Annotated in this window: 19 protein-coding genes, 1 pseudogene and 1 riboswitch; of the genes and pseudogenes, 10 read left to right on the top strand and 10 right to left on the bottom strand. The window is 64.8% G+C overall.

The features are described 5' to 3' along the window. Nucleotides 1–93: 93 nt before the first annotated feature. The 3 genes from vapC to ASG03_RS14385 form a co-directional block, all read right to left on the bottom strand. Complete coding sequence (gene vapC, locus ASG03_RS14395) at nt 94–495, bottom strand: type II toxin-antitoxin system tRNA(fMet)-specific endonuclease VapC (RefSeq protein WP_062694094.1); 402 nt, start codon at nt 493–495, stop codon at nt 94–96. After that, the gene (vapB, locus tag ASG03_RS14390; protein ID WP_062473013.1) at nt 495–725 is read right to left on the bottom strand and encodes a type II toxin-antitoxin system VapB family antitoxin; all 231 of its coding nucleotides are present in this window, start codon (nt 723–725) and stop codon (nt 495–497) included. Before vapB ends, vapC begins: the two co-directional genes overlap by 1 nt. A 95-nt stretch (nt 726–820) precedes the next feature. Then, complete coding sequence (locus tag ASG03_RS14385; protein ID WP_244475269.1) at nt 821–1615, bottom strand: metallophosphoesterase; 795 nt, start codon at nt 1613–1615, stop codon at nt 821–823. A 130-nt stretch (nt 1616–1745) separates the two neighbouring features. Between ASG03_RS14385 and ASG03_RS22055 the strand changes: the two are divergent. After that, a pseudogene (locus ASG03_RS22055) lies at nt 1746–2034 on the top strand (hypothetical protein); the annotation flags it as partial. Between the two features lie 14 nt (nt 2035–2048). Here the strand turns inward: ASG03_RS22055 and ASG03_RS14380 are convergent. Together ASG03_RS14380 and ASG03_RS14375 are read right to left on the bottom strand one after the other, a co-directional pair. After that, on the bottom strand, nt 2049–2531 hold the full coding sequence (locus ASG03_RS14380) for a chemotaxis protein CheW (protein ID WP_062694093.1): 483 nt from the start codon (nt 2529–2531) through the stop codon (nt 2049–2051). Next, entirely contained in the window at nt 2531–4492 is a 1962-nt protein-coding gene (locus ASG03_RS14375; RefSeq protein ID WP_062694092.1) for a methyl-accepting chemotaxis protein, read from the bottom strand. The genes ASG03_RS14380 and ASG03_RS14375 overlap by 1 nt, the downstream gene beginning before the upstream one ends. A gap of 551 nt (nt 4493–5043) precedes the next feature. On the opposite strand from ASG03_RS14375, the gene ASG03_RS14370 reads away from it, so the two are divergent. The 6 genes from ASG03_RS14370 (at nt 5044) to ASG03_RS14345 (ending at nt 12550) form a co-directional block, all read left to right on the top strand. Continuing rightward, a complete protein-coding gene (locus ASG03_RS14370; protein ID WP_062694091.1) occupies nt 5044–6195 on the top strand; it encodes a PAS domain-containing protein in 1152 nt (383 codons plus the stop codon). 284 nt (nt 6196–6479) lie between these two features. After that, a complete protein-coding gene (locus tag ASG03_RS14365; RefSeq protein WP_062694090.1) occupies nt 6480–7664 on the top strand; it encodes a GGDEF domain-containing protein in 1185 nt (394 codons plus the stop codon). Nucleotides 7665–8165: 501 nt separating this feature from the next. Then, entirely contained in the window at nt 8166–9512 is a 1347-nt protein-coding gene (locus tag ASG03_RS14360; RefSeq protein WP_062694089.1) for an LLM class flavin-dependent oxidoreductase, read from the top strand. 150 nt (nt 9513–9662) lie between these two features. Further along, nucleotides 9663–10607, top strand: coding sequence for an ABC transporter permease (locus tag ASG03_RS14355; RefSeq protein WP_244475268.1), 945 nt, complete (start codon nt 9663–9665; stop codon nt 10605–10607). Nucleotides 10608–10709: 102 nt separating this feature from the next. Further along, complete coding sequence (locus ASG03_RS14350; RefSeq protein WP_062694088.1) at nt 10710–11711, top strand: ABC transporter substrate-binding protein; 1002 nt, start codon at nt 10710–10712, stop codon at nt 11709–11711. 101 nt (nt 11712–11812) lie between these two features. After that, on the top strand, nt 11813–12550 hold the full coding sequence (locus ASG03_RS14345; protein WP_244475277.1) for an ABC transporter ATP-binding protein: 738 nt from the start codon (nt 11813–11815) through the stop codon (nt 12548–12550). A 241-nt stretch (nt 12551–12791) separates the two neighbouring features. Here the strand turns inward: ASG03_RS14345 and repC are convergent, their stop codons facing one another. From repC to ASG03_RS14325, 4 genes are all read right to left on the bottom strand, one after another. Continuing rightward, nucleotides 12792–14003 carry a plasmid replication protein RepC gene (gene repC / locus ASG03_RS14340; RefSeq protein ID WP_062694087.1) on the bottom strand — a complete coding sequence of 404 codons (1212 nt, stop codon included), beginning with the start codon at nt 14001–14003 and terminating at the stop codon, nt 12792–12794. A gap of 377 nt (nt 14004–14380) precedes the next feature. Next, nucleotides 14381–15454 carry a plasmid partitioning protein RepB gene (gene repB / locus ASG03_RS14335; protein WP_443216619.1) on the bottom strand — a complete coding sequence of 358 codons (1074 nt, stop codon included), beginning with the start codon at nt 15452–15454 and terminating at the stop codon, nt 14381–14383. A 290-nt stretch (nt 15455–15744) separates the two neighbouring features. Continuing rightward, on the bottom strand, nt 15745–17016 hold the full coding sequence (gene repA / locus ASG03_RS14330) for a plasmid partitioning protein RepA (RefSeq protein WP_062694086.1): 1272 nt from the start codon (nt 17014–17016) through the stop codon (nt 15745–15747). Nucleotides 17017–17510: 494 nt separating this feature from the next. Then, nucleotides 17511–17789 (bottom strand): WGR domain-containing protein, encoded by a 279-nt coding sequence (locus tag ASG03_RS14325; protein WP_062694085.1) that lies wholly within the window; start codon nt 17787–17789, stop codon nt 17511–17513. A 155-nt stretch (nt 17790–17944) separates the two neighbouring features. Next, a riboswitch (TPP riboswitch) is annotated at nt 17945–18056 on the top strand. Between the two features lie 87 nt (nt 18057–18143). Between ASG03_RS14325 and thiC the strand changes: the two genes are divergently transcribed. The 3 genes from thiC to ASG03_RS14310 all read left to right on the top strand — a co-directional run bounded on the left by thiC (nt 18144) and on the right by ASG03_RS14310 (nt 21953). Continuing rightward, a complete protein-coding gene (gene thiC, locus ASG03_RS14320) occupies nt 18144–19970 on the top strand; it encodes a phosphomethylpyrimidine synthase ThiC (RefSeq protein WP_062694084.1) in 1827 nt (608 codons plus the stop codon). Between the two features lie 298 nt (nt 19971–20268). Further along, complete coding sequence (locus tag ASG03_RS14315; RefSeq protein WP_062694083.1) at nt 20269–21087, top strand: substrate-binding periplasmic protein; 819 nt, start codon at nt 20269–20271, stop codon at nt 21085–21087. 176 nt (nt 21088–21263) lie between these two features. Further along, nucleotides 21264–21953: an alpha/beta fold hydrolase gene (locus tag ASG03_RS14310; protein WP_062694082.1), complete on the top strand. Its 690-nt coding sequence runs from the start codon at nt 21264–21266 to the stop codon at nt 21951–21953. 545 nt (nt 21954–22498) lie between these two features. Here the strand turns inward: ASG03_RS14310 and ASG03_RS22050 are convergent. Then, nucleotides 22499–22652, bottom strand: a 154-nt coding sequence (locus tag ASG03_RS22050) for a 4Fe-4S dicluster domain-containing protein (RefSeq protein WP_244475276.1), incomplete at its 5' end; no start/stop codon positions are given.

Below are 22652 nucleotides of genomic sequence, written 5' to 3'. Positions count from 1 at the left end.
CCAGGCAACACGAAAAGGGGAACGGGCGCAGGGAAAAGGCCGGGGACCGGGCCGGAAAAGGGGGCGGGCTCTCGCCGAGGTGGCCGAAGCCGCCTATCCGGTCCAGTCCTCGACCCGCAGGCCGGGCACCCGGTCGAATTCGCGCCGGTTGTTGGTGACGACGATGAGGCCGCGGGAGCGGGCATGGCCGGCAATCAGCTGGTCGTAGGGGCCGATCGGCGTTCCCGCGCGGGCGAGTTCGGCCCGCAGCTCCCCCGTGTGGCCGGCCGCCACGTCGTCATAGGGCAGCACGTCGAGACGCGCGGCAAAGCCTTCGACCACCGCAAGATTGGAGCCGGGGCTTGCCGATTTCTCCGCCCCGTAGAGGAGCTCCATCAGGGTCACCGCGCTGATGCACAGCTGGCCGGAGTGGCGGTTGAACGCCTCCCGTACGGCCGGTGGCCGGTTCTTGATGGTGTAGATGCAGATATTCGTGTCCAGCATGTAGCGAAGCATCAAAAGGCCTCGCGCTCCTGCGGCGCCGGCTGGTCCCGGTCGTCCATGAAGTCGGCCGTCGCGGCCGGGCCTTCGAACCAGCTGTCCCAGACCTCGCCCGCCGGCGCGATGATGCGGGTGCGTCCCAGCGCGACGATATCGACGCGCTTGACGTCCTCCGGCAGGGCGACCGCCTTAGGCAGTCGGATGGCCTGGCTTCGGTTGCTCTGGAAGACGGCACCCTGTTCCATGGGGAAAATCCTTCGATCCTGCATCGCCATATCCAATGCCATATACAAGTGGCATATCCCATGTAGGCCGGGCAAGCGGATCTGTCAATCGCCCGTCAGGGGCGCCAGGTGCCGACCTGGATCGCGCCCTCTTGGGACACCTCGGTCGAGACGAAATGGGACAGTGCGTCGTCGCGGATCACGGCGGCGGTCAGCCGGCCGGATCGATAGGCACCGGTGTCCAGCGCGATGCGGTTGACGTGGATTTCCGGCCGCAGCGAGGCCGTGATCGTATGCCCGTGCAGGACCATGTGGCCGAAGACCTCGGTATGATCGAGAAAGCCGGCCCGGATCCAGCGCAGGTCGTAATCCGTCTGCCGGATAAGCTCCACCCCCGGCCGGATACCGGCATGCACGAAGCAGAAGCGTCCGATCTCCTTATAGGTCAGCGCGGTTTCCAGAAGCTCGACATGATGGGGAAAGGTCGTGCGGATCTCCGCGGCGATGGCATCGAGATCGGGCACCGGGCGGTGCGAGTAGGCGCTGAGCGTCGCGACGCCACCCCAGTCCAGCCAGTTGACCGCATCCTCCGCGGCCAGCGTGCCGCGCAGCATCTCGCGCAGATAGAAATCGTGATTGCCGAGGATCAGCCGCGACCCCGGGTAAAGATCGAGCGCCGCGCACACCTGGTCGAGCACCTTCGGGCTGTGCGGCCCGCGGTCGATCAGATCGCCGAGGAAGATCAGGACCGGGTTCGTGCCATGACGGGCCGCCTCGCCTGCAATGAAGCCGAGCAGGGCCTCGAGGAGATCCGCGCGTCCGTGAATGTCGGCGATCGCATAGATCTCGTTCGGCTGGCTGGCTGTCGTCATCGCTGTCGTTCCCTGCAGAAGGCGTCTTGTCCCGTCCATGCGCCACCTCGTCCATGCGCCACCCGGTCCATCCCCTGGCCCGTCCGCCGCGGCCATGGTCCGGTCGCACGCTCTATAGGCCATCCCTCCCCCGGCACGCCACCGAAACCCACGCAAAGCCGACGATTTCGCGGGTGCGATGCGCGGCAATGCCGCTTTGAAAGACCTTTTGGGAAGACGTGGTGACGCCCGCAGCAAGGCGGCAAGCTGTCGCGTCTCTGATGGATCCCCACGAGATGCGCGCGCCAGTGCCGGCCAAGCAGTGTTTACACCACCGAGAAGGCGGGCGTGTCGATCCGGGCTTCTGCCGGATGACGACCCGTGACGAAACCCGGCGCCGCGATGACCATGATCTTCGCGCGCGGATGACGGCGCTGGCGCGTGAACGCCGCCTCCTTGGATATCAAGCCTTGGATATCGACGCCTCAGATCTCTATGCCGCAACCATCTGAGGGGTCTCCGCTTTCTCGAACATGCGTTCAAGGTTCAAGAAGCAAATCATTCCGTCCGGCTGGGCGATGATGCCGTCGGCAAAGCGCATGCCCGTGGACAGACTGATGTCGGGCACAGGCTGCAGCAAGCGCTCGGAGATCGTGAGGATGTCGGAGACCCGATCGACGACAAGGCCCATGGCCATGCCATGGACTTCGGCCACGACGATGGCGCTGCGTTCGTTCGGCTCGGTGCTTTTCATTCCCAGCTTGTTGGCAAGGTCGATGATCGGAATGACCGTGCCACGCAGGTTCATGACGCCAATCATGTCGGCCGGCGCATGCGGGATCGGGGTGGCCGGGCCCCATCCGCGAATCTCGCGGATGGTTGTCGTGCGCACGCAGAACTCCTGATCGTGCAACCGGAAGGCGATGATCTCCAGCGTCTCGCCCGTGCCGGTCGTCGGGAGATGGGAGGCGCTCATCAAAAGTCCTCCCATGTCTGCTTGACGGCAGCATTGCCGGAGAAGGCCTTGGCGACTTTACCCGCCAGACGTTGTGCCGGCGATGCAACAGGGGCGTGGGCGGAGCCTGCAGCCATCACGGACGCCGTCTGACGCCGGGTGCCACCGAGCTGGAACTGCGCGATCAACTGCCGCAGACGTTCCGCCTCATCCGCGAGCGTCGCGCTGGCAGCGTTGCTCTCCTCGACCATGGCCGCGTTCTGCTGCGTCACCTGATCCATCTGGTTGACGGCAGTGTTGACCTCGGCGAGGCCCACCGATTGTTCTTTCGCCGATGTCGCGATCGAGTCCATGTGCTGGTTGACCGCGACGATGTAGCCCTCGATGGTTTTCAGAGCCTCACCGGTGTCGCTGACCAGCTTGACGCCGCTTGCGACTTCCACCGAAGAACTGCGGATCAGTTCCTTGATCTCCTTGGCGGCCTGGGCGGACCGCTGCGCCAGTTCCCGGACTTCCTGGGCGACCACCGCAAAGCCCTTGCCGGCATCGCCTGCCCTGGCAGCCTCGACACCTGCATTCAGCGCCAGAAGGTTGGTCTGGAAGGCAATCTCGTCGATCACGCCGATGATGTTCGACACCTGGTTGGACGAGGCCTCGATCTTCTGCATCGCATCGACGGCATTGGCCACAACCTTGCCCGACTGGGCGGCACTTTCATTGGCCTGCATCGCGACCTTCCGGGCTTCCTCGGCGCGCTTGGAGGAGTTGGCGACATTGGCCGTGATCTGGTCGAGAGCGGCAGCCGTTTCTTCAAGCGAGGCTGCCTGCTGTTCTGTGCGTTTGGAAAGGTCTTCGGTGCTGGCGCTGATCTCGCGCGTGCCTGTGTCGATCTGCTGGCTGGCGTTTGCCACGGCGCTCAGCGTTTCGGCAAGTTGTCCGACCGCCCCGTTGAGGTCGTGACGCAGTGCCTCGAAATCCGGTGCGAAGGCCTCGTTCAGCTGGAAGCCGAGATCGCCGGACGCAAGGCGGCGAAGACCCGCTGCAAGACCGGACGTCGCCTGCTGAAGGCGCTCCTGCGCAGCCGCCTCCGCGTCGGCGGTCAGACGAATGCGATCGGTTTCCGCCTGCACGCGTGCAACGCCCGCTTCCATTTCCAGGCGCTTATTGTTGATCGCCGCCTGACGGAACACTTCGACGGCTCCGGCCATATCTCCGATCTCGTCCTTGCGCCCCGTATAGGCAAGATCGATGTCGGTCCGGCCATCTGCGAGCTGCCGCATGGCATGTGTCATGATGCGGATCGGCCGCCCGACACTCCTGATCAGAATGAAGGCAGAGAGAATGAGCACCAGCACGATCGCAAGACCGATCGCAAGCGCCACGGAATTTGCCTGGGCAACCGTCGCATCCAAAGACGCCTTCGCGCTGGCCGTGAAGCGGGTGGCGTTCTTTTTCGACTCGCCGATGGCAACAGCCATTTCGTCGGCAATTTTCTTGATATCGGCTTCGGGAACAACGGCTGCGGCCGCCGCAACCTCCTGCGCCGTCAGCTGACGATCGGCATTCGTCTGGAAGGCGCTCTGGACAGCCGTAAAGCGCTTTTCGGTGGCAGCTGCATAATTTTTAAGACCGTCTTTGATTTTGATGAGCACGTCCGGAATCATCGCCATGGCAATCGGCTGCTCGAGGCCGGTTTGACCGGCTTCCGAGCTTGCCCTGACCTCCGAGAAAGCCTGAGCTGCCGCATCTTTCGTCCCCGCAAGGGCGATGCCGCGGGAGGACAAGCGCATCTGCGACAGCGCCAGTTCCGCATTGACGATGCCGTTGAGGATCGTCTGCTCGCGTTCCACGACATGGTTTGCCTCCCCGACCCGCAGGCTGCCGATCTGCTGGTTGGCGATCATTCCGGCGATCAACAGGACACCAATTCCCGAAGATACAAGTATTTTGGTTCCGACCTTGGCATTCTGGAATATCGACATGAACCTCTCCAATGAGATACGTATGAGCGTGATGTTCTCTGGACGATTGCCGCAAAAAAATCATTTTTCCGAAGGCAAGGACAAGACGAATTCAACTTCGTCATCGGGCAATGGTGGATCCTGATCTTGGATATCGACAGTTTTGGCCGACGTTTCTCCAGCAATTCTGCGAAGACCGGAATTTCTCGTGTCACTTTCCTGCACAAACGAGCATATCGTCAGCACGGAGTGCGTTTCGTTCATCTCAGGCAGCACGGTATTCGAAAGGTTTCGACCGGAGCTCCTGCGGGCACATGGAGGGACGTCGGACATGACGACGCCGTGAGCGAGAGGCAAGTCGGCATCCGTTCTCCTCCGGCCATCGATTGCATATCCGGAGTATTCGACCTTTCGCTTTCATCGTGTTTAACTTAAGTCTCATAAATTGCTGGAATGCGTCAGCGGCCTGAGAGGAATTCTTTCGGACGAAGGCTTTCTGGCGGGACATGCGAAATGACGGAATGAAAACCACTCAATCATGCGTGGCCACAACCTAGGAGAGGGAGCAAGCCATGCCGACAACGCGGCTGATGCACTTTTCCACGGTCGGTGATGGCGAAGAGGCCGGTGATGACAGGGGGACGCGAGGCTTCCCCTCCTTACAGGGCGTCTCCTCCACGCATTTTCTGAAATTGATCGAGGATCGAGGCCAGAACGGATTCTGGACGTTGCATTTCGATACGGGAACGATGACCACGTCGGTTGGTCTCTATCGCCTGTTTGGGATCGATCCGACCATCCCGCTTGGCCGTGAGGATCTCTGGCGGATCATGCATCCTGACGATCGGCCGTCTCATTCCGACATCTACCAGACACTGCTGTCGGGTCACGCGATCGACCGGGAGTTCCGGATCATCAGGCCGGATGGGACGTTGCGCTGGCTGCAGAACAAGGCCGAGGTCATCGTCGATCCGCAGGGCCGTGCCATTCGTGCCGTCGGCGTCATGATGGACGTGACGGACCATCATGCCGCCCGCCAAACCGTCGAGGAAGGCTGGCATCGCCGCAAAACGGGGATCAAAACGCTCGCAGCGCTGGAATTCACGATGGCGCCGGATGGCGACATCCTCTCCAGCGAAGGATGGGCGGAACTCACAGGACAGGCCGAGGCAGAAGCGTGTGGACGCGGATGGCTGGATGCCATCCACCCGGACGACGTGGAGCGGACACGGTCATGGTCTGCATCCTCGCGCGTCAACGGCGCCGACCCTGCCGTCGATTGCCGTCTCCGGTGTGCAGACGGTGAATATCGCTGGTTTCTGGCCCGTTCCGCGCCCATCCTCCATTCGGACGGAACGATCAGCGGCTGTGTTGGCGCCCTCTTCGAACGACCGGCAGATCGCGCCGGTACAGATGATCGCCCCGAACACACGGTGACATGCCCGAAAGCGTCCCATATCCGCGCTGCTCGCGCCTTGCTGGATTGGACGATCGAGGATCTGGCCTGCAAGGCCGGTGTCTCCGTTTCGTCGGTCAGCCGACTGGAGGGACCTGCCGGCAACACGGTTCGCGATCACGTTCTCCGGTCCGTCGTCAGAGCGTTCGAGGGCGAGGGCATCTCCTTCACATCCGGGCCGCAGGGGACGCTATCCCTTCAGCACGCACCGTTCACGCCGGTCCTGGTCGATGTCGTCGCTCAGACACGGTCGTTGAGAAAACTCTGATTATGCAGCGCTGCAAAAGCGGGGCTCGCCTGTCGAAAAGACCGCGAGATGTGCGACGAGGGCAGAGGCTCTGCTTCGACGGTCCTTTTATGGGTGCGCCAATGTCAAAAGGCGAAAGAAAGGGTTAAAAGTAAGTCATAACGAACTCTGAGACGAATACGCCCGCCCCGTGCCGTAGAGGCTCTTAGATCCGGTCTCGGCAAGTCTCGGTTTTGTACTTAGAATACCTTAAGATCATCCGTGCTAGATCAAACCACGCAAATGTCTCATCGATGAAAAGCACCATGCCAAAGAAAGCGTTGCTCGAACGTCTCGATGCCCTTATCTGGCCATTGGCCTTCCCGGCCGACGTCGAGGCGCTGTTCCGAAGCCAGAATGTGGAGCAGCAGCATCGGTTGGTCGCCTTCGGCTGGCTGATCGGCGTGTTTCTCTACGACCTGTTCATCATCAGCGACTATGTCCGGACGGGTGCGTATTTTCACACCTATGTCGTCATCCGGTTCCTGCTCGTCACGCCCATCTGCCTGATCATTGTCTGGAACATCTGGCGAAAAAGCGAATATTACGACCTGATGCTCGGCCTGATCCCGACAACCATGGTCGTCGGCCTGTCCGCCGCCCTCATTTTGACAGAGGGAGACTATCGAACGCACTACATGTTCGGCAACCTCCTCCTGATGGTGTGCGGATGCGTGATCGGGCGGCCGCGCACCCAGTTCGTCGCCGCCATGGTGGCGCTCCAGGTCATCGCCTATCTCATGGTGCTGGAGACGACCAACATCATCCCGCCTGAGAGCAAGCCGGTCAGCATCCTCTTTTGTCTCAGCGGCGCCGTGGTCTCGATCCTCAGCGCCTATGCGGCGGAGAAATCGATGCGCGAGTCGTTCCTGCTCCACCTGCGCGTCCAGCATTTGAACGAGACGCTGAATGTTCAGGCCTTGTCGGACCCTTTGACGGGCCTGGCGAACAGGCGCTGTTTCGAACAGGCGACCGATCGGCACTGGGCAGACGCGATGGCGGCACGTCAGCCGGTTGCGATCGTTCTTCTCGACCTCGATCGCTTCAAGGCCTTCAACGACAATTACGGCCATTCGGCGGGAGACGAATGCCTGAAACGGGTCGCGCAGTGCGTCGAGACGGTGCGTTGCGGAACGCGGGGCCTCGCCGTGCGCTTCGGAGGCGAGGAGATCCTCCTGTTCCTGCCAGACACCGATCTCGTCGATGCGCGCCGCATCGCGGAGACAATCCGGCGATCGATTCTGGATGCGGCCATCCCGCACCCCGCGATCGGGCCCGGCGTCATCGTGTCCGCCAGCTTCGGCGTGGCGGCCGCAACGCCCGAGAGCTGCCAGATCGCGGAGCTGGTCGCGGCGGCGGACGCGGCACTTTATGCGGCCAAGGCGAATGGCCGCAACCAGGTCTGGCCACAGCCAGGGGCAAGCGCATCGCGGGAGGCGAACAGGGCCTAATCGGCCGCGATGCGCGCCAGGCCGATCGATAAACTGCACGGCCTCATGCCGCAGGGAATGGATGCGCTGGACGCACACGGAATCCTTTTCCGTCTCCGTCTCCGTCAAAACCACCGGTCATTCGCCCCGCGACGGCGGTAGCAGAAACATTAAGACGGCTTCGCTGCCGGCCTGCTGCGTAACCCTTTGCCATCCACCCTGCCCGGATCATTCCGACCGTATCCTCCGGCGACATCCTGCGCGTCCGTGAATGTCGGCGATCGCAGCGATCTCGGGCGGCTGGCGGGCGGTCGTCATCGCTGTCGTTCCCTGCAGACGGCGTCGCGCGCCGCGGGCAGCCCGCGTGCCGCTCCCGTTCTACCGCACGACCTGCGCCGGGAATTTCCGTTCCCCTCCCCGCCGGAATTCGAAAAAAATACTCTATAAAGTCTGTAGACGAACTCTGATAATCGCTTCAACCCGGCCAGGCGCGGCCGGAATTGCAACGCGAAAGGACATGTCATGACACGGCAGATCAAACTCGGAGCCTTTCTTCCCGGCGGTGGACAGCATATCGCGGCCTGGCGTCATCCCGACCAGCCGGTCGACGGTGCGACCAATCTCCAGTTCCACATCGAGCTGGCACAGACGGCCGAACGCGGCCTGTTCGACGCCTATTTCCTGGCCGATGGCCTGGCTGTCGCCTTCGGCGGCGGCGTGGAGGGCGGCAATGCGCGGGTCGTCGGCTTCGAGCCGGTCACGCTGTTTTCCGCGATTGCGCCCTTCACCACCCATCTCGGCTTCATTGCCACCGCGTCGACCACCTATGAGGAGCCCTATGCGCTCGCCCGCAAGTTCGCCTCGCTCGACCTGATTTCCGACGGGCGCGCCGGCTGGAACGTCGTCACGACGGCGACGGAAGCGGCGGCCCGCAACTTCAACCGCGACACGCAGCTGCCGCATGCTGCGCGCTATCGCCGCGCGGCCGAGCACGTGGCGGTGGTCAAGGCGCTGTGGGAAAGCTTCGAGGACGATGCCTTCATCCGCGATCGCGACAGCGGCGTCTATTTCGATGTCAACAAGGTGCACCGCATCGATCATGACGGCGAGCATTTCAAGGTCGAAGGCCCGCTCAACGTGCTGAGATCGCCCCAGGGCCATCCCGTCATCGTCCAGGCCGGCCAGTCCGAAGACGGGCGCGATCTCGCAGCCTCCACGGCGGAGGTGATCTTCACGGCCCACCAGAAGCTGGAGACCGCCCAGGCGTTCTACCGCGATATCAAGACGCGGGCGAAAGCCCTCGGGCGCGATCCCGCCCACATCCTGGTCATGCCCGGTGTCTCGCCCTTCATCGGCCGCACGCGCGCCGAGGCGCAGGAGAAATACGAGCGGCTGACCGGCCTGATCGTCGAGGAAGACGGCCTTGCGCTCATCAAGGCGCTGACCGGCGGCGAGCTCGATCTGCGCGGCCTCGATCTGGACGGACCGCTGCCTCCCGTCGCCCCGACCGAGGGCATGAAGAGCCGCCAGGCGCTGATCCGCCAGATCGCCGACGAAAACCAGTTTTCCATCCGGCAGCTCTACCAGTGGATCGCCTCGGCGCGCGGCCACTTCACATTGGTCGGCTCGCCCGTCGACATCGCCGACACGCTGCAGGACTGGTTCGAGAACGAAGGGGCCGACGGGTTCAATATCCTGCCGCCCTGGTTGCCGACCGGCCTCAACGACTTCGTCGATCTCGTCATTCCCGAGCTGCAGCGCCGCGGCCTGTTCCGCACGGCCTATGAGGGCCGCACGCTGCGCGACAATCTGGGCCTGCCGTTCCCGCACACCCGCTGGAGCCTGCCCTTTGCCGCGGCGGCCGAATAGCGCCTGCCTCCGGCGATCCTTCGCCCCCACGCCTTTCGATCGCCCACCCTCGTTACCGGGCCCTCTTTACCCCAGGGCCTTCTGTGCCCCGGGGGCCCTTTGACCCCGGGGCGATCGACCGACCTCTCACCTTGCAACAGGGATGCCCCCATGACGCTCGAGACCCAGCAGCCCGTGATCCTGCCGCGCTATGCCGGCCCCCGCTTCTGGCATCGCCCGCCCTCTCCGCACAGGTCCGGTTCCGCAGCGCGCGCATCCGCCGTGCCGCTTGCCGATCCGGCGCCGACGCCGGCGGTGCGTTCCGCGCCCGCGGCCGGCCGGGCGGCGCGCTTTGCCGCGTTTGCCCGGCGGGTCACCGCCCGGTTCGGACTGCTCGTGGCCTTCGCCGTGCTGTGGCAGGTCGCGCCCGCGCTCGGCTGGTCCAACCCGGCCGTGCTGCCGCCGCTCGATGCGATCGTCCGGGCCCTGTGGACGGGGGTGACGGTCGGAACCTTTGCCAATGATATCGCCATCAGCCTGCAGCGCTCCGGCATCGCCTTCGGGGCCGCCGTCGGCATCGGCATCCCGCTCGGTCTCTTCATGGGCCAGATCCGCATCATCGAGCACAGCCTCGGCCCGATCCTGCAGCTCTTCCGCCAGACCTCGGCGCTGGCGCTCTATCCGGTCTTCATCCTGCTGCTCGGCCTCGGCGAAACGTCGAAGATCTTCGTCATCTTCTGGGCCACGCTGTTTCCGATCCTTCTCGCCACGATCGGCGGGGTCAAGCAAGTGGATGCAAAGCTCGTGGAGATGGCCCGTGTCTATGGCGCAGGCCGGCTCACCGTGTTCCGTCGCGTCGTGCTGCCCGCCTCCCTGCCGCAGATCTTCGTCGGCCTGCGCCTCAGCGCCACCACGGCCCTCCTGCTCTTGATCGCCGCCGAGATGATCGGCGCGAACTCCGGCATCGGGTTCCAGGTCATGAACGCGCAGTACAATTTCCAGATCCCGCTGATGTTTGCCGCCATCCTGCTGCTGGCCCTCCTCGGCCTGCTCGCCAACCTCGTGCTCGAGACGCTGCAGGGCCGGCTCTGCCGCTGGTCGCGGATCAAGGACTGATCCGGCCCGCTCATCGGCCGTCATCGTCTTCCCTCCCCTCCTCTCCCCTCCCCTCTTGGCCTCTCCCGGCCTCTCCCCCTCCCCGAACCCACGGAGTCCCCCATGCCGATGTCCCGCCGTACCTTCGGTCAGCTCGCGGTCCTTGCCGCCGGCCTCGCTCTCGTCGCCCCCGCCGGCGCCGCGCGCGCCGCATCCGAACCTGTCACCATCCGCTATCTGGCAAGCCAGGGTGGCCTGTCCGCCCATGAGCTCGCCGACGCGCTCGGCTATTTCAAGGATACCGGCATCACGCTCGAAAATGTCGGCTATGCCCAGGGTGGCCCGGCATCCCTGTTCGCGCTCGCCTCGGGTGATGTCGAGCTTGGCAGCGCCGCCACGGCGGCCGTGCTCAACTCGATTGCCGGCGGCAATGATTTCGTCGCCGCCTATCCCTCCAACGGCATCAACACGGGCACCGAGAGCGTCTTCTACACGCTGGAGGGCAGCCCGATCACCACGATCAAGGATCTGCAGGGCAAGACGATTGCGGTGAACACGCTCGGCGCGCATCTCGACTACACCGTGCGCGAGGCGCTGCATTCCGTCGGCCTGCCGGAAAATGCCGCCAAGCTCGTCGTCGTGCCCGGCCCGCAGCTCGAACAGGTCCTGCGCTCGAAACAGGTCGATGTCTCCGCCTTCGGCTACTGGCAGAAGACGTTTGAAGGCGCAGCCCTCAAGAACGGCCCGCTGCAGAAGGTGTTCGGCGACACCGACGTGCTCGGCGAAATCGCGGGCGGCTTCGTCGTGCTGCGCCGCGACTGGATTGCCGCCCATCCCGAGGCGGCCCGGATCTTCGTAGAAAAATCGCAGGCCGCGCTCGAATATGCCCGCCTCCATCCGGAGGAAACCCGCGCGCTCCTGAAGACAGCGCTTGCGGCGCGCAACGAAAATCCCGAGATCGCCCAGTATTTCACCGGCTACGGCGTGCGCGAGGGTGGCAAGGCCGTTCCCCGGGATCTGCAGTTCTGGATCGATATCCTGACCCGAAGCGGTTCCCTGCGCGAGGGCCAGCTGAAGGCGGAAGACATTCTCTACGATCCCGCGGCCTTTGCCGCCGCCAACTGAGGAGCGCCATCATGGCCCTTGTGGAAACAGCCCTTGCAGAAGCGCCGCAGCCCGAGCGCGTCTCGGACGACCGGGTGGCGGGACATCGCGCCGGCGGCGCGGTGACGATCCGCAACCTGTCCAAGTCCTATGTCCTCAACGGACGCCCCTTCCCCGTGCTCGACCGCGTCAGCCACCATGTCGCCGCCGGCGAGGTGCTCGCCATCGTCGGCGCATCCGGTTCCGGCAAGACCACGCTTCTCCGGGTGATTGCCGGGCTGGAAGCGGCAGATGACGGCGCGGTCCTGATCGACGACAGCCCCGTGCACGGGGTCGGCGCGGACCGGGCGGTGGTGTTCCAGGAACCCCGCCTCCTGCCCTGGCTCACGGTGCTCGACAATATCGCCTTCCCGCTCGAAAACCGCGGGGCGACCAAGGCCGAGGCCCGCGAGCGCGCCCGCCACTATGTCGGCCTCGTTGGACTTTCCGATTTCGCCGACGCCCTGCCGGCCCAGCTCTCGGGCGGCATGGCCCAGCGGGTCGGCATTGCCCGGGCGCTTGCGGTGAAGCCCGAAATCCTCCTGCTCGACGAGCCGTTCGGCGCGCTCGACGCCATGACCAAGCTCACCCTGCAGGACGAGCTGTCCCGCATCTGGCGCGAGGAGAAGGTGACGATGATCCTCGTCACCCACGACCTCGAAGAGGCGGTCTACCTGGCCGATCGCGTGCTGATCCTGCCCCGCGAAAAGGGCGACAGCACCCGCGAGATCACCGTCGACCTTCCCCGTCCCCGCAGCCGCAGCGAACCCCGCTTCGTGCAGCTTCGTGCCGCACTTCTGGCCGCCTTCGGCCTTCACTGAGGCGCCCGAAACGCCCGGACGCCGAAACGTTCGTGCGCGATCGGCTTGAGACCCGGCGTACGGCCGGGCCTCCGCGCCATGAGATGCGTCGTCCGATGCGCCGAGCGATGCGTTGCATCCATCGAGGCCCCGCCGCAGGGCGGGGCCTTTTTGCGTTGCCTTTTTGCGTTGCGCGAACCGCGGGCGGCCGGACCCCTTAGCCGGCTCAAGGAAGGGCGCCGGCGCCTGGCGGTGCGCGGCCTCATCCCAGCGCCTTCAGCATCGGTCCGATCGAGAAGCGCCCTTGCTCGGCCTTGGCGGTGAGGTCGCGGAGATAGCCGCCGGGCGAACGGATGGCCGTGCTACGTTGCAGGATGGCGGCCATCACGATGGCTGCGGCGATCTTGCCCATGGCATTCCGGGCCGCATCCCAAGCGCTGGGGCTGATGCCGAGCATGGAGCGGACCACGGCTGCCGCCCCGATTACATCCGCCCAGCCGGAAACGCCGCCACGGGCATAATCCGCGATATCCGGGCAGAGCCTCAGAAAATCCTTCAACGCAATGCCTGCCGATTTCCGCTCGGGCGCAATGGGATCGCTGGCCCCGCCGCCTTCTTTGACTCTTTGGCCGTTTGTATCAAAAGTTAAGTCTGATTTTGAATTCTGAATATGGTGCTCGGAATGATCGTCATTGGCGCTCAATTCCTGTTCTGAGAAGGTTTCGAGATAAGCCGTTTCCACCTCGGCCCGCAGCCGCAGAAGCGCCGCGTTGCGCGCAGACAGGTCCTCTTCCGTGCCATTGCGCTGAACCCTGCCGGAGAGCCCCCGCAGCCGCTCGACGAAGGCCTGCCAGACCGGCGTCTCCAGCGTCGCACGCCCGTCCGCAAAGGCGGCCTCGATGATCTTAGCGATATCGCGCAGGTGCAGGGAGATCTCGGTGCGCAGGCGGGCGATGCGGCGGGCGCTGTCGCGCACCAGCGCGGCGCTGGACAGGATGTCCTCGGCCCTGAGGGCCAGCGGCGCCAGATCGAAGCCAAAGGCGCTCTCGACCGTGCCCTGGTCGTCACGACGGCAGTAACGCTTGCCGTTGGCACTGTCGCGCCGCAGGATCAGCCCGGCCTCGACAAGGCTCGCGAGATGCCGGCGCAAGGTGGCCGGCGACATGCCGCGGGCGCGCAGGGACAGTTCGGCATTGGACGGGAAGACGATGATCGGCGCGCGACCGTCGAGATGACGATCCTGATGGAAGCTCGCCAGCGCCTCGAGCACCGCGATCGCCCGGTCCGACAGGCCCCAGACGGCGCGCGCTTCGCTGAGCGCACGAATGATCCGGTACTTCTCGGCCTGGCCGGTCGCATTGCCGCCCTCGCCGGCGCAGAGACGCGCCTGTCGCTGCTCGAGGTCGGCCCGAAGCGCAAAATTGCGCGCAGTCAGGCGTGCGCCGCCAAAGGGCGTCGTTGCAAATCTCTCCATCTCTCCATCTCCGCTGGGAGGCAAGCCTCCCCCGGCACGGCACACATCGTCCTTCGCCGAAAGCCTTGTTTCCAAAGCCTTCGGGCGTCGATGGCCTCGAGATCAGAGGGCTTTGCCGCAGCACCGGGATGTCCCGGTCATAGCTCCGCCGATCGGCATTTATGCCGCTGACTCTTGACTTTGCTGGTCGGAAGTGATTCTCTTGAACTGCTTAGATTGAAGAGGGCTTCCATGACGGTGACGTTTTGGGGGCCTTTTTTCTTGCTCTCTTGGTCGTCCTTTTCTGGTTCAGATCCGATCGGCTCCCGGCTCTCCGGTCGCCTTCACCGCCCCCGCCTTAAAACCGGCAAGGGCGAAACAGGGAATGCGCGTCGGGCTCAGCTGTCGCCGGCCTCCTCCAGCGCAAAGCGTTCATGCGCCTCGACGAGGAGCGCCGTCGCCGCCTCGATGAAGGCCGTCGGCGTGTCCTCGGCAAACTCGATCCGCGTTGCGCCTGCTTCCACCCTTAGTCGGGCAAAGACCCGGCCGCGCGCATCCGCCAGCGGTCGTGCGCCCTCGCCTGAGGCCGGGTCTGCCGGCTGGCCGGGGACGGCCGCGCTCCGCTTGACCTTCATCGGCTTGCCGATGGCGTCGAGGTGGGAAAAGAGCATCTGGAACCGCCGGTCGCTGTCGGCCGCCCGGAACTTGTCGGAATAGACGACGTCGATGCCCTGCACCTGCCGGGCATCCTTGGAAAGGATCTCGCCGAGCTTCATCCAGCGCTCGCGGCCCACTTTCGGCGCCGGGCCGATGAACCGGACGAAGTTGTTGGGCACGCTCTCGATCACCTGCATCAGGCGCGACAACTCGCTCTTCTGCACCGCCAGCGCTTCGCCGATCATCTTGCGATCGAAGCCGCGTTGGGCGAGGTTCTGGGCAAAGAGGGCCCGCTCGATGAAGGAGAGATTGCGGCGCTCGGCATTTTCCTTGCCCTGGGCCAGAACCAGCTCGTCATCGCTCAGCGCGCGAATGATCGCCTTGACCGGACGGCCGAGACGGGCGGCAGCGCGGATGCGCCGATGACCATAGGCGGTCTGGTAGACGCCCGGCTTCTCCGGATGCGGCCGCAGGAGCACGGGCACCTGCTGGCCGGATTCGCGCACGCTCTCCACCAGGGTTTCGAAATCCGGGTCGGTGACGCCTTCGATCATCAGGCGGTCTTCGACGAAGGACGCCTCGATGCGGGCGGGATCGACGGTGACGACCCGCTCCCCTTCCGACAGCGCCTGGCGCAGCACGCGGGCTTCCTCGGCCTCGCGCGTGATGGCGTTGAGCGACAGCCCCATGGCCTTGACCGCGCCGGACGCACTGCGCGCCGGCGGCACGGGTGAAGCCCCCTCGGGCGTAGCGGCTCCCGATCCGCCCGGTCGCCCCTCGCCGGCAGCCTCGGCCGATTTCCGCTCGGGGGCCATGCCCGCAGACGTGCCGGACGACAGGCCCTTAGACATCCGGCCGTCGGTTGCGGCCGGGCCCGCCTCCCCCTTCGCCGCGTCTCCCGTCTGTGCGTCCCTCTTCTGCGCGTCTGCCTTCTGCGCCTCGGTCATGCGAGACGCATCGGCGGGGCTCAGACCGCCGCCAAACAATGCCTTCAGTTCGCTCTTGCGGTTCGCCGCCATTCGTCCCGTCCTTTCCAAGCCCCGACCCTGCGTCTCGCCCGCCATGGAGGCGCGCCGCAAGGGTCCGATCGCAGTTCCCGCCGCCATCAGCGGTTCCACACCGCATGCACCAGCGCCCCGATCTCGCTGTTGACGGCATTCATCGATTCCACCGCGCGGTCGTAGGTCGCCCGGGTGAAGTTTTCGCGCCCGACCTCGTAGAGCGTCTGTTTCGTCAGGCCCGCATCCGACACCGCGGTGGACTTCACCATCGGCGCCGTCAGCACGCGTTCGCCGAACAGGGACCGCATGAAGCCGACGATCTGGGCTTGCGGCCCGTCGTTCGGCTCGAAGCGGGTGACGAGATAGCGCAGGAAGTCGAAGTTGAGCGTGCCTCCGGCGTCGCGCACCACCGACAGAAGATCCGCCGTCATGAACAGGAACTGGTTCATCGAGGCGATGTCCAGCATCTGCGGATGCACGGTCACGATGACGGAGGTGGAGGCACAGAGCGCCGACAGGGTGAGATAGCCGAGCTGGGGCGGGCAATCGATAACGACAACGTCGTAATCCGCCTCCACCGTGCCGAGCACCGCCTGGATGCGGGCAAAGAACAGGGGGCCGCTGTCGACGCCCCCTTCCCGGCCCGATTGCCGATCCGCCAGCGCCTGCGGCGTCACATGCTCGAACTCCTGCAGCTCGATATTGCCGGGCACGAGATCGAGCCCAGGAAAATAGGTCTGGCGGATGACGTCGGACAAGGGCCGCTGTTCCGCATCATAGCGGATTGCGCCGTAGAGCGTATCGTTGCCGGTCAGGTCCAGCTCGGGCTGGTAGCCGAACAGCGCCGAAAGCGACGCCTGCGGATCGAGGTCGATCGCCAGCACCCGGTGGCCGGTGAGCGCCAGATATTGCGCCAGATGCACGGCGGAGGTCGTCTTTCCCGAACCGCCCTTGAAGTTGGTGACCGAGATGACCTGGAGCCGTTCGCCGGCGTCGGCATCCCGCCGCGGCAGATAGCCGCGCGCCTTGGCGACATGCCCCTTGGCCATGGCCTGGTCCGACAGATGCACGCGCAGCGCATTGATGTCGGCCAGCGAATAGAACCGACGGCCGCCGACCCCCGTCTCGGGCTGCGGCCCCTCCCCGGCGAGCGACAGCTGGCGCAGATAGCCGTCGGACACGCCGATCAGCTTGGCCGCCTCGCCGGAGGAAAACGGCCGCAGCGTCTTTGTCGACGTCGGCGGAAACAGCCGCTCGCGCATCGCCTTCAGCTGCTCCGACAGCGCGCTCGCGTCCGCGGCGATCGTCAGATCCGCCGAGGGCGCCGGCGCCTCGTCTTTCGGGCCGGTGCGTGTCGTGGGGGCCGGTTGGGCCATGGTGTCTCGTTCCTTGCTGTCTGCCGGCTTGCGCAGGAGGCGCGACCGACGGATGATGCGTATCGGGCTCAGGGGTGGACGCGCCGCCGCCCTGCCAGCGATTCTCGACCTTCAGGGTATACGTTGCGCCGCCCTATATACAGAGGAGGCAGTCCGTTACGCCGGCGGCCTTGATATTCGCCATCTGGCGTTAGAAGCTGAGGCCGCATGCGAGTCGCGTCAAGCGATTTCTGCGCCAGCCATTTTTGCAAGCCCCTCCTGTCCACAGCACCGTTCCTTGCCTGTCTGCTTCCTGTGCTGCGAGGGTAAAGCGCCACCGCACGCCGTGGAGAAAAAGCGTCGTCGCGTGTTGATCTGCATGGCATTTCTGGCATTCGCATCCCCGCAAACCGGACGGACTTTTGCGAGAGCGGGAAGTTGACAGCTGTCAACTTTGAACGACATCCCGCATTCCCGGGGACAAAGTTGACAGCTGTCAACTCGCTATCGCCGCGTCACGCCCGCCGCCGCTGACCCCGGCCGGCACCCCATTGCCCCACGGCATAGCCGCGCGCCCGTTTCTGCCGCAGAAGATCCATCATCGCGCAGACAGCTGCCTGCTCGTCCGGGAAGACATCCAACCGCGAGCGACCCACCGCACCGATCCGTCCCCATCGCCGCACAAGCACGACGTCGCCGAACAAGGAAGGCTCCAGCGACAGGGCGTAGAAGCGTGCCATGTTGCGTGCGGGATCGCAGCGCTCGAGATGCAGGTGGTAGCGGGACAGCGTCATGCCCGCATGCTCGCGCGCAGGGAGGCCAAGGTCCAACGAGACTTATGAATCGATCCGCCCTGTTTGATTCACGGTCGTGATCGAACGCGCTGCCCCCGCCCGTCTGGCGCTGCGGGGACGCCCTTGACGCCACGCGGGCTCCATGCAAGGTTGCGCATATTCACCAGGGGGGTCCCGGCAAGGGGCTGAGATACTGCTAGCGCGCGCAGGGACCCGTTGAACCTGATCCAGTTCATACTGGCGGAGGGACGGTGCGATGCAGGCAGACGTTCGGGCGTTCTCGTCCGGCACCGGCTGTGCGCCCCTTCCCCTTGCCGTTCCGGACCGGGTCTCCAACCCTTGGAGCGCCTCGCCATGACCTCTGTCGACCGATCCTGCCTTCCCCACGTTACCACCGGCCCGCTGCCCGCCTCGACAAAGGTGTTCACGCCGGGAACGCTCTACCCGGATCTCCGCGTGCCGATGCGCGCGGTATCGCTGCACGTCGATGCCGACGAGCCGCCCGTCACGCTCTACGATCCCTCCGGGCCCTATACGGATCCCGCCCAGAGCATCTCGATCGCGCGCGGCCTACCGCGTTTGCGCGACGCCTGGGTACGCGCCCGGAACGATGTCGTCGCCTATGACGGCCGGGCCGTGACGGCTGCCGACAACGGCTTTGCCGCCGGCGATCGTCTGACGCCGGCCTTTCCGACGCCCGTTGCTCCCTTGAAGGCATCGGGCAGGCGGGCGGTCACGCAGTTGGCCTATGCGCGTGCCGGCATCATCACGGCGGAGATGGAATACGTCGCCATTCGCGAAAACCTCGGCCGGCAGATGCAGCGGGAAGGGGGAGGCGAGGGTGCAGCCCGAAATAGCACGGGGCGGGATGGCGAAAGTTTCGGCGCCGCCATACCGGACCTTGTCACACCGGAATTCGTGTGCGCGGAAATCGCGGCGGGCCGGGCGATCATTCCCGCCAACATCAATCATGCCGAGCTCGAGCCGATGATCATCGGCCGGAATTTCCTCGTGAAGATCAACGCCAATATCGGCAATTCCGCCGTCACCTCGTCCATGGAGGAAGAGGTGGACAAGATGGTCTGGGCGATCCGCTGGGGCGCCGATACGGTCATGGACCTGTCGACCGGGCGCAATATTCACAACATCCGCGACTGGATCCTCCGCAATGCGCCAGTGCCCATCGGCACCGTGCCGCTCTACCAGGCGCTCGAGAAGGTCAACGGCGTCGCCGAGGACCTAACCTGGGAGGTCTATCGCGACACCTTGATCGAGCAGGCGGAGCAGGGGGTGGATTACGTCACCATCCATGCCGGCGTTCGGCGCGCCTATATTCCGCTGACGGCCAACCGGGTGACGGGCATCGTCTCGCGCGGCGGATCCATCATGGCGAAGTGGTGCCTGCATCATCGCCGCGAGAATTTCCTCTACACGCATTTTGCGGAGATCTGCGAGATCGCCCGGGCATACGACATGTCCTTTTCGCTGGGGGACGGGCTGCGACCGGGCTCGATTGCGGATGCAAACGATGCGGCGCAGTTTGCCGAACTGGAAACGCTCGGGGACCTCACGCGCATCGCCTGGGATCGCGATTGCCAGGTGATGATCGAAGGGCCGGGCCATGTGCCGATGCACAAGATCAAGGCCAATATGGACAAACAGCTCGCGGTGTGTGGCGAGGCGCCGTTCTACACCCTTGGCCCGCTGACGACCGATATCGCGCCCGGCTACGATCACATCACCTCCGGCATCGGCGCGGCAATGATCGGATGGTTCGGCACGGCCATGCTGTGCTACGTCACGCCGAAGGAACATCTCGGCCTGCCCGACCGCAAGGATGTCAAGACCGGCGTGATCACCTACAAGATCGCCGCCCATGCCGCCGATCTCGCCAAGGGGCATCCCGCGGCCCGGCTGCGCGACGATGCCCTGTCGCGGGCCCGCTTCGCATTCCGCTGGGAAGACCAGTTCAACCTCTCCCTCGACCCCGACACGGCGCGCGCCTTTCATGACGAGACCCTGCCGAAGGACGTCCACAAGTCCACCCCGTTCTGTTCGATGTGCGGACCCAAATTCTGTTCCATGCGCATCTCCCACGACATCCGCGCCGAGGCGCTGAGCGTCGGGTCTGCCGTCCCGGCGGCCGGCGGCGGGGAAGAGGGAAGGGGCGAGGGGGCCTGAGCGGATCGGCCCACACGCCGTCGACCGCGACGACGCTTGCCCGACGGTCTCCTCCGGCCGGGCGTGCGAGGCGGTTGGCCCCGGCGCGTCAAATCTGGCGCGTTACCTCTGGTGCGTTACCTGGCCGGCATGGATGGAGACGTCGGGGCGGCTGCGTCAGGTCGTTCGAAGTGCTGGAATATGAGCAGATCCGCATAGATTTTCGGGTTGATTTTTCGATTGCGTCGTGAACAGTATGGAAAAACACGGATCGGTTCACAACGGCGGACGGGTCCCGGCCGCATCACGGAGACACGGCATGAAACCCTCTCTCGTCCTCTCCACCGTCCTGTCGCTTCTCCTACCGCATGCTGCCCATGCAGGAGATTGTGCGGAACGGATCGCCACGATCACGCCGGGCAAGCTGACGGTCGCCGCCTACGACTATCCGCCCTTCACCTTCGCATCGCCGGACGGGACGATCACGGGGATCGACCCGCAGATCGTCACGCGGTTTGCCACCGACCATTGCCTCGACGTCGTCACGCAGGTGATGGATCCGGCCGCGACGATCCAGTCGGTGATCTCCGGCAAAGCGGACGTCGCGATCGGGAGCTGGAACCGCACGGAAAAGCGCCGGCAGGTGCTGGACCAATCCGCGCCGCTCTATATCGACCACATGGGGATCTACTCGAAGGCGGGCGACACGACCATCGCGGCGACCCTCGGCAAGAGGGCAGGGACCGTCACCGGGTTCTTCTGGGTCAGCGACCTGCAAAAGCTGTTCGGTTCGAACCTCAAGCTCTATCCGACCCCGGTGGCCTTGGCACAGGATCTCGCCGCCGACCGTCTGGACGTCGGGTTCCTCGGCTACAACGCCGGAAGCTACAATCAGAAGGCTCAAGGGGCGTATCCCGGCATCGCCATCAGGATCGCGGAACCCGATGATCGCATCCAGGCGACCGTCCTGCCGCCACAGACCACCGTGCTCTACACCAAGGGCAACACTTCGCTCGGGACGGCCCTCGATCTCAGCATTGCACACCAGCACGCCGACGGTTCGATGGCAAAGGCCGTCCAGGACGTCGGTTTCGATCCCGCCCTCCTCGACGTCGGTGCGCCACGATTTGTGAAATAGAGAATGCCCGGGCCGGATGCGTGGAGCAGCAAGGTCCAGGGCGCCGGCTCGACGTCGGGATCCGACACCGTGACGCGCCTGCATGGACGCTTGCCTGATTCCGGCCGGAGTCGCCGGCTGGAGCTGTCGTCGTTGCCCGCTGAAAGGAGACTTCCACCAAAATCCGGTGCCTGCTGATGGCTTTCGCGTGTCTCATGTTCGGCGCTTCGCACGTCGATGCCGCGACCGCGACCTGCGGCGAGAGCATCGACACCAAATGCGGAATCGAACTGCCAAACGGCATGTCGCTTTCCTATCTCGATATCGGGCCGAAGGGCGGGCGGACCATCGTCTTGCTGCACGGCCTGACCGACTCGGTGCTCACCTGGTTGCCGACGATAGAGGCCCTGCGGGCGCTGGATCCCACCCTGCGGATCGTCGCTCTCGACCAGCGCGGCCATGGCGGAAGCGGGATGCCCGCGGGCAAGGACTGCCCGAACGCACCAAAGACATGCTTTGCCATCAAGCAGTTCGCGCAGGACGCCATCGACCTGATGGATGCGCTCGGAATTTCCAAGGCGGCCGTGGTCGGTCCCTCCATGGGATCGTTCATAACCCAGCAGATTGCCCTGGACTTCCCGGACCGCATCGATGCCGCCACTCTCGTCTCGACCGGCGGCAGCTTGAAAGGAAACACGATGCTGGCCTCACGGCAGGGACAGCCGACAAGACGTCATACCACATCGTGCAGAGCGGCTTGGCCTGGACGATCGCTGCTATCGCGAAGAACTGACAGCACGCCGCGGAGGACGCTCCGCCGCGACGTGTCGAAACACTCGTCGGCGGGCTGTCGCCGGGCGAAGGGGCGCACACTGCGGAGGCCGTGACCTCTGCCATCATGCAAGCGGTCTCAGGCGGTCTCCTTGCCCGCGATCAGGACGTCGGACATGCCGGGTCGTCCAGGGAATCGTCCAGGGTTATGCGGGGCTCCGTTCCGAAGACGCGTCCGGCGCATTGCAGCGCCGGTCGTTCGAGGGGAGGGGAGGGAAGGGGAGGGGACAGGCATGCGGACAGGCTTCAAAGAGGCGCTGCCGATGATTTCGCCACCCGCCGATCGGCATGTCTCCTGTCCACGGCAAGCCCGTCCGCAGGCTCACCTGTGGCAGGCTGGCCTACTGCAGGCTGGCACTTGCAGGCGCGATCCGTCGGCTCCGGATCGGCGAGGGTCCGTGCGCCCCTCGGCGGCAGGTCAAACGACATCTCATACCCCAAGTCCGCCATGCGACCTTTTGGCAGCGTCCATCGCACGGCAAGCTGGCATTGCACGGCGAGCGGGCATCGCGTGGCGACATTGCCATCGCGTGAGACCGCATCGACAAAGCGCGCCACGCCGTCCGTGTCGGGGATCGGCGTCTGCGGATCGGCCTTTGGCTCACATGTTCGGGTAGACCGGCCCCTCGCCGCCCTGGGGCGGAACCCAGGTGATGTTGCCGTTGGGGTCCTTGATGTCGCAGGTCTTGCAGTGCACGCAGTTCTGCGCGTTGATCACGAACACCGCCTCGCCGTCCTTTTCCACCCATTCATAA

This window comes from Rhizobium sp. Leaf341 (assembly GCF_001424325.1).
Classification (GTDB): Bacteria; Pseudomonadota; Alphaproteobacteria; order Rhizobiales; family Rhizobiaceae; genus Ferranicluibacter.
This window is presented reverse-complemented; position numbering and strand designations above follow the sequence as displayed.

What these genes read in the sequence shown, in the direction of transcription:
- vapC (WP_062694094.1), bottom strand. Translation starts at nt 495, where the DNA reads ATGCTTCGCTACATGCTGGACACGAATATCTGCATCTACACCATCAAG.
- vapB (WP_062473013.1), bottom strand. Translation starts at nt 725, where the DNA reads ATGGAACAGGGTGCCGTCTTCCAGAGCAACCGAAGCCAGGCCATCCGA.
- ASG03_RS14385 (WP_244475269.1), bottom strand. Translation starts at nt 1,615, where the DNA reads ATGGACGGGACAAGACGCCTTCTGCAGGGAACGACAGCGATGACGACA.
- ASG03_RS14380 (WP_062694093.1), bottom strand. Translation starts at nt 2,531, where the DNA reads ATGAGCGCCTCCCATCTCCCGACGACCGGCACGGGCGAGACGCTGGAG.
- ASG03_RS14375 (WP_062694092.1), bottom strand. Translation starts at nt 4,492, where the DNA reads ATGTCGATATTCCAGAATGCCAAGGTCGGAACCAAAATACTTGTATCT.
- ASG03_RS14370 (WP_062694091.1), top strand. Translation starts at nt 5,044, where the DNA reads ATGCCGACAACGCGGCTGATGCACTTTTCCACGGTCGGTGATGGCGAA.
- ASG03_RS14365 (WP_062694090.1), top strand. Translation starts at nt 6,480, where the DNA reads ATGCCAAAGAAAGCGTTGCTCGAACGTCTCGATGCCCTTATCTGGCCA.
- ASG03_RS14360 (WP_062694089.1), top strand. Translation starts at nt 8,166, where the DNA reads ATGACACGGCAGATCAAACTCGGAGCCTTTCTTCCCGGCGGTGGACAG.
- ASG03_RS14355 (WP_244475268.1), top strand. Translation starts at nt 9,663, where the DNA reads ATGACGCTCGAGACCCAGCAGCCCGTGATCCTGCCGCGCTATGCCGGC.
- ASG03_RS14350 (WP_062694088.1), top strand. Translation starts at nt 10,710, where the DNA reads ATGCCGATGTCCCGCCGTACCTTCGGTCAGCTCGCGGTCCTTGCCGCC.
- repC (WP_062694087.1), bottom strand. Translation starts at nt 14,003, where the DNA reads ATGGAGAGATTTGCAACGACGCCCTTTGGCGGCGCACGCCTGACTGCG.
- repB (WP_443216619.1), bottom strand. Translation starts at nt 15,454, where the DNA reads ATGGCCCCCGAGCGGAAATCGGCCGAGGCTGCCGGCGAGGGGCGACCG.
- repA (WP_062694086.1), bottom strand. Translation starts at nt 17,016, where the DNA reads ATGGCCCAACCGGCCCCCACGACACGCACCGGCCCGAAAGACGAGGCG.
- ASG03_RS14325 (WP_062694085.1), bottom strand. Translation starts at nt 17,789, where the DNA reads ATGACGCTGTCCCGCTACCACCTGCATCTCGAGCGCTGCGATCCCGCA.
- thiC (WP_062694084.1), top strand. Translation starts at nt 18,144, where the DNA reads ATGACCTCTGTCGACCGATCCTGCCTTCCCCACGTTACCACCGGCCCG.
- ASG03_RS14315 (WP_062694083.1), top strand. Translation starts at nt 20,269, where the DNA reads ATGAAACCCTCTCTCGTCCTCTCCACCGTCCTGTCGCTTCTCCTACCG.
- ASG03_RS14310 (WP_062694082.1), top strand. Translation starts at nt 21,264, where the DNA reads ATGGCTTTCGCGTGTCTCATGTTCGGCGCTTCGCACGTCGATGCCGCG.